6 protein-coding genes and 2 pseudogenes are annotated in these 5,211 nt (G+C 65.7%); all 8 read left to right on the plus strand.

Annotation, left to right across the window (positions count from 1 at the left end; genetic code table 11):
- Positions 1 to 126, plus strand: a pseudogene (locus ACEQX1_RS16945) (HupE/UreJ family protein); the annotation flags it as partial.
- Between the two features lie 28 nt (positions 127 to 154).
- Positions 155 to 892, plus strand: a complete 738-nt coding sequence (locus ACEQX1_RS16950) for a hypothetical protein (RefSeq protein ID WP_230789134.1) — start codon at positions 155 to 157, stop codon at positions 890 to 892.
- Positions 893 to 999: 107 nt separating this feature from the next.
- Positions 1,000 to 1,278 carry a metal/formaldehyde-sensitive transcriptional repressor gene (locus ACEQX1_RS16955; protein ID WP_230789131.1) on the plus strand — a complete coding sequence of 93 codons (279 nt, stop codon included), beginning with the start codon at positions 1,000 to 1,002 and terminating at the stop codon, positions 1,276 to 1,278.
- 20 nt (positions 1,279 to 1,298) lie between these two features.
- Positions 1,299 to 2,294 carry a CDF family Co(II)/Ni(II) efflux transporter DmeF gene (dmeF, locus tag ACEQX1_RS16960; protein ID WP_230789227.1) on the plus strand — a complete coding sequence of 332 codons (996 nt, stop codon included), beginning with the start codon at positions 1,299 to 1,301 and terminating at the stop codon, positions 2,292 to 2,294.
- Entirely contained in the window at positions 2,288 to 3,670 is a 1,383-nt protein-coding gene (locus ACEQX1_RS16965) for an MFS transporter (protein WP_370197187.1), read from the plus strand. Before dmeF ends, ACEQX1_RS16965 begins: the two co-directional genes overlap by 7 nt.
- Before the next feature lie 270 nt (positions 3,671 to 3,940).
- Positions 3,941 to 4,369 (plus strand): helix-turn-helix domain-containing protein, encoded by a 429-nt coding sequence (locus tag ACEQX1_RS16970; RefSeq protein WP_230789125.1) that lies wholly within the window; start codon positions 3,941 to 3,943, stop codon positions 4,367 to 4,369.
- A 1-nt stretch (position 4,370) separates the two neighbouring features.
- Positions 4,371 to 4,697 (plus strand): annotated as a pseudogene (locus ACEQX1_RS16975) (YnfA family protein).
- Between the two features lie 203 nt (positions 4,698 to 4,900).
- The coding region (locus ACEQX1_RS16980) for a cation diffusion facilitator family transporter (RefSeq protein WP_370197190.1) at positions 4,901 to 5,211 on the plus strand (311 nt) is incomplete at its 3' end.

Consider the following 5,211-nt stretch of genomic DNA (forward strand, 5'->3'; position numbering starts at 1 on the left):
ATCGTCATGGGCTTCTGGCGCAGGACACCGAGCTTCTTCCGCCACGCCTACACCGCCAACGTCGTCATGATGGCCGCCGGCTTCGTGCTCTTCGGCTACCAGGTCGCCGGCTATCTCGTCGCCTGACAACCTCTCAACTCAAGGATACCGACACATGTACAATACCGACATGCCCACCCGCGCCGAGCTTCCTTCCACGGGGAAGCTGGTGCGCTCGACCGCGATCGCAGCGGTCACTGCCACTGCGATCCTGATCGCCGTCGTGCTTCCCGCCGAGTACGGAATCGATCCGACCGGGGTCGGATCGGCGCTGAACCTCACCGAGATGGGTGAGATCAAGACCCAGCTCGCGGCAGAAGCCGAAGCCGATGCCGCGAGGGACGCCGCCGCCCGCGCTGCCCCGGCAACCGGTGCCGACGCGACGCCGCTTCCGCCTGCCGCCGTCGGCGTGGTGCCGCCGCCCGTCGCTCCGCTGGCGCCGCCCGCGCCACCGGCACCGCCCGCCCCGGAGCGGCAGTCCAGCCTGTTCGGTGCGATCGGCAGCCTCTTCGTCTCGTCCGCCGTCGCTCAGGAGATGCGTCAGGACGAGATGACCATCACGCTCGCCCCCGGGGAAGGCGCGGAGATCAAGTTGACCATGCAGGAGGGCGAGATCGCCTCGTTCGCCTGGGTCGTATCGGAAGGCGGCGCGGTCAACTACGACACGCATGGCGACGGCGGCGGACAGAACATCTCCTACGAGAAGGGGCGCTCGGTCTCCTCCGACGAGGGGACCATCCAGGCGGCGTTCACAGGCAACCACGGATGGTTCTGGCGTAACCGCGGCGATGCGCCCGTGTCCCTGACGCTGCGCACGAGCGGCACCTACACCGCCTTCGATCGCAAGGTCTGACAACAGCCATCTCCGCCGATCGACGGCTTCCCGCCGTCGGTCGGCATCCCGGATGCCGAACGACCCGTGCTATACGGAAGCCCTGAAATAGGGTAGGGGCCTATATCATGGCTCATCTCACAAACGACCCGACTAAGCTCATTGCCCGCATCCGTCGGCTCCAGGGCCAACTGGACGCGGTCGCCCGAAGCCTCGAGAACAAGGCGCCTTGTGGCGACGTCCTGCAACTCGTCGCTTCCATCCGAGGTGCCGTGAACGGCCTGACGATCGAGCTGATGGAGGAGCACGTGCGCAACCACGTGGTGAACCCTGACCGCGAGGACGATCCGGAGAAGGCAAAGGGGGCGACCGACCTGATCGCGGTCCTGCGGACCTACCTGAAGTGACGAGGGGGGAAGTGTCGGCGATGTCGGAGCATGGCGGCTCCCACAGTCATGTCTTTCTCGGCGACGGCCATAGTCGGAACGAGCGCCGTGTCTGGCTCGTGATCGCCTTGACCGTCTCCATGATGGTGATCGAGATCGTCGCCGGTACGATCTACGGCTCCATGGCCCTGGTCGCGGACGGGCTTCACATGTCGACGCACGCGGCCGCCATGCTGATCACCGTCGGTGCCTATTTCTTCGCTCGCAAGCACGCCCGGAACCCTCGCTTCACGTTCGGGACAGGCAAGCTCGGAGACCTCGCCGCATTCGCCAGCGCGATCATCCTCGCGTTGGTCGCTCTCCTCATCGGCTACGAGAGCTTCCTGCGCCTCGTCTCACCCGTGCCCATCTCGTTCGGACAGGCGATCGCGGTGGCCTTCGTCGGGCTCGCGGTGAACCTCGCGAGTGCGTGGCTCCTGAAGGACGACCACCACCACCATGGCCACGATCACGGGCATCACGACCATGATCATGATCACGACGTCCCTCATGCCGGGGGTCGCGACAACAATCTCCGGGCCGCCTACCTTCACGTCCTCGCCGACGCGCTGACCTCGGTCCTGGCCATTGCGGCGCTTGGTCTCGGCAGCCTCTACGGATGGATCTGGCTGGACCCGGTCATGGGCATCGTCGGCGCTCTCGTCATCGCCCGCTGGTCATGGGGATTGGTACGGGATGCCGGGACGGTGCTCCTCGACTACGTCCCGGAAGGCGAGGACTTGCCCGACGAGATCCGCGAGGCGATCGAGGCCGACGGGGACCGCATCACCGATCTCCATGTCTGGCAGGTCGGCCCGGGCCACCATGCGGCCATCGTGTCGATCGTCACCGCCCAACCCCGCCCGCTGAAGACCTATCGCGCCAAGCTCGCCCACATCCACGATCTCTCCCACCTCACCGTGGAGGTCGACGCGCTTGAATCCGTCGAGGCGGCCAGCCGCGACTTCGCCGGGTTCGAGGTAACGAGCCGATGCTGACCGTCCTGCGCCATCGCACCTATCGCCATCTCTTTGCAGCGCAGGTTCTGTCGCTCATCGGGACGGGCCTGACGACGGTAGCGCTGGGGCTGCTTGCCTACGACCTTGCCGGGGCGAACGCCGGCGCGGTGCTCGGGACGGCACTTGCGATCAAGATGATCGCCTATGTGGGTGTCTCGCAGTTCGCCGGGGTCCTGACGGGTTTCCTGCCGCGGCGGACGCTGCTCGTCGGCCTCGACCTCGCCCGAGCGGCCTTCGTGCTCGTCCTGCCCTTCGTCACCGAGATCTGGCAGGTCTACGCCCTCGTCTTCGCGTTCCAGTCGATGTCGGCGCTGTTCACGCCAACCTTCCAGGGCACGATCCCGGACATCCTGCCGGACGAGCGGGAGTACACGAACGCCCTGTCGCTCTCGCGGCTTGCCTACGACCTCGAGACGCTCTTCAGCCCGCTCCTGGCGGGGCTTCTGCTCACCGTGATCTCCTTCCACTGGCTGTTTCTCGGCACGGTCTTCGGCTTCCTCGCCTCCGCGGCGCTGGTCGTCTCGGTCGCGCTTCCGGTCGCCAAGGCGGCCGGCGGCGGTCGGTTCGTCGACAAGCTGACCCGGGGTATCCGCGTCTACCTCGCGACGCCGCGCCTGCGCGGTCTCCTGGCCCTGTCCTTCGCGGCGTCGTCGGGCGGGGCGATGGTGATCGTCAACACCGTCGTCTTCGTGCGCGCCGATCTCGGCGGCACCAACGACGACGTGGCCTTCCTCTTCGCCGCCTATGGCCTGGGCTCGATGGCGGTCGCCATCCTGCTCTCGCGGCTTCTCGACCGGGTTCCCGCCCGCACCGTCATGCTAACTGGCGCGAGCGCCATGGCGGGCCTCCTCGTCATGGCCGGCACGGGCCCTGGATGGACGGGCAGCCTCATCCTGTGGGCCCTGCTCGGTGCGGCCGCGTCGGCGATCGGCACGCCCGGGGGGCTGCTCCTGCGCCGCTCCTCCGATGCGGACAGCCGGCCCGCCGTCTTCGCCGCGCAGTTCGCTCTTTCGCACGCCTGTTGGCTCGTCACCTATCCAGCCGCCGGGTGGCTTGGCGCGGCGATCGGCCTTGGCCCGACCTTCCTGGTCATGGCTGCTGGAGCGGCCGCGGGCGCCGTGGTCGCGATGGTCTTGTGGCCGGCGAACGATCCGGTCGAGGTCGAGCATGTCCACCAGGCGCTGGCGCACAATTCACTGCATGTCCACGACGATCACCACCGGCACGAACACAAGGGTTGGGAGGGTCCGGAGCCACACCGCCATCCGCATCGCCACCAGCCGATCCGCCATCGGCACGCCTTGGTGATCGACGACCACCACGCGAACTGGCCGACCGGCACCGCCGGCGGGTGACCCGCCGGCGTATGCCGGAATGTGTTCTAGTTCGCCTGGTGGCGGCCGCTCCTCCTGGATACACTGTCGGCCGCCACCAGGCGGGTGCGGTATGCGAGAGGGATCCGAAGATGATTTGCCCCTCCATCACCCTCCGCCGAGGCGGAGGTCGCACACTAGGCCGAGCTTGAGGCCGTACCGATCGCCGCGCAGGATTCAAGTCAGCCGGCCTCCGGGAAAGTCGCTGCGGTTCATTCCCCACACTAAGACTGGAACATTGTGGAGGCGCGGATGCTGACGATTGGCAATCTTGCCAGAAAGACTGGGTCGAAGGTGCAGACGATCCGCTACTACGAGCAGATCGGGTTGATGCCCGCACCGGACCGAACCGAGGGTGGACAGCGGCGCTACGGCGATGCCGAACTCGACCGGTTGTCCTTCATCCGTCATGCTCGTCAGCTCGGCTTCACACTGGAAGCGATCCGCGAGCTCCTGAATCTGAGCGACCAGCCAGACAAGCCGTGCCAAGAAGCCGACTCCATTGCGAGACGGCAGTTGAAGCAGGTGGAGCAGCGTCTCGCGCGGCTGGAAGCCTTGCGTACGGAACTGGAACGCATGGTGCATGAATGTAGCGGTGGCCGAACAGCAGATTGCCGCGTGCTGGAGGTACTGCGCGACCATTCTGAATGCCTGACCGACCACAACGAGATCGGTGCCTAGAATGCCCGCGGCACTCGTCTATCTGCTTGCCGCGCTGGCCGAGATCGCCGGCTGCTTTGCCATCTGGGCATGGTGGCGCCTTGATGCATCTGCCCTTTGGCTCGCGCCGGGGGTGGTCGCTCTTGTGGCGTTCGGCTGGTTTCTCGCACAGGTCGATACCATCGCAGCGGGACGAGCCTTCGCCGCCTATGGCGGGATCTAAATCGCGGCCTCGGTCCTTTGGATGTGGCTCGCCGAAGGACATCGCCCCGACAGATGGGATGTGCTCGGTACCACTGTCTGCCTACTCGGTGCAGCGATCATTCTCGCTTCCCCGCGTGGCGCCTGAATCTTTCCTCTTGAAGCTACAGTGGCTGGAGCGATTACACGTCTCTTCGACTGATTCTTCGGCTGATGTTGGTGCACCGCTCCATCCGCAAGTTGCGCCAATGCATCTCTGGCACACAGGGCATAGGCCGTAAATCCTTGGACTGCGTCCGCGGACTGTTGGGGGCGTCGATTCTTCAGCACATGGGCCAAAGGGGACATCCGATGCCGCACGATCATGGACATGCGCATATCGACCCGGAATCCGGCGACCGCCGGGTCTCGATCGCAATCTGGGCCAACGCTTTACTGACAGTCGCGCAGATTGTTGGAGGCATCCTGTCCGGCAGCCTCGCGCTGGTGGCCGACGCGCTGCACAATTTCTCCGACATGGCGTCGCTGGCAATTGCTTTCGCCGCACGCAAGATCGCACGGAGGCCGGCGGATGCACGTATGACCTTCGGCTATGGCCGGATCGAAATCGTTGCGGCGCTCATCAACTACACCACGCTGATCCTCGTCGGCTTCTACCTGAT

Source organism: Aurantimonas sp. (genome assembly GCF_964217435.1).
GTDB classification, from domain to species: Bacteria; Pseudomonadota; Alphaproteobacteria; order Rhizobiales; family Rhizobiaceae; genus Aurantimonas; species Aurantimonas coralicida.

Coding starts and splice junctions, on each gene's coding strand:
- ACEQX1_RS16950 (WP_230789134.1), top strand. CDS start 155: ATGTACAATACCGACATGCCCACCCGCGCCGAGCTTCCTTCCACGGGG.
- ACEQX1_RS16955 (WP_230789131.1), top strand. CDS start 1,000: ATGGCTCATCTCACAAACGACCCGACTAAGCTCATTGCCCGCATCCGT.
- dmeF (WP_230789227.1), top strand. CDS start 1,299: ATGTCGGAGCATGGCGGCTCCCACAGTCATGTCTTTCTCGGCGACGGC.
- ACEQX1_RS16965 (WP_370197187.1), top strand. CDS start 2,288: ATGCTGACCGTCCTGCGCCATCGCACCTATCGCCATCTCTTTGCAGCG.
- ACEQX1_RS16970 (WP_230789125.1), top strand. CDS start 3,941: ATGCTGACGATTGGCAATCTTGCCAGAAAGACTGGGTCGAAGGTGCAG.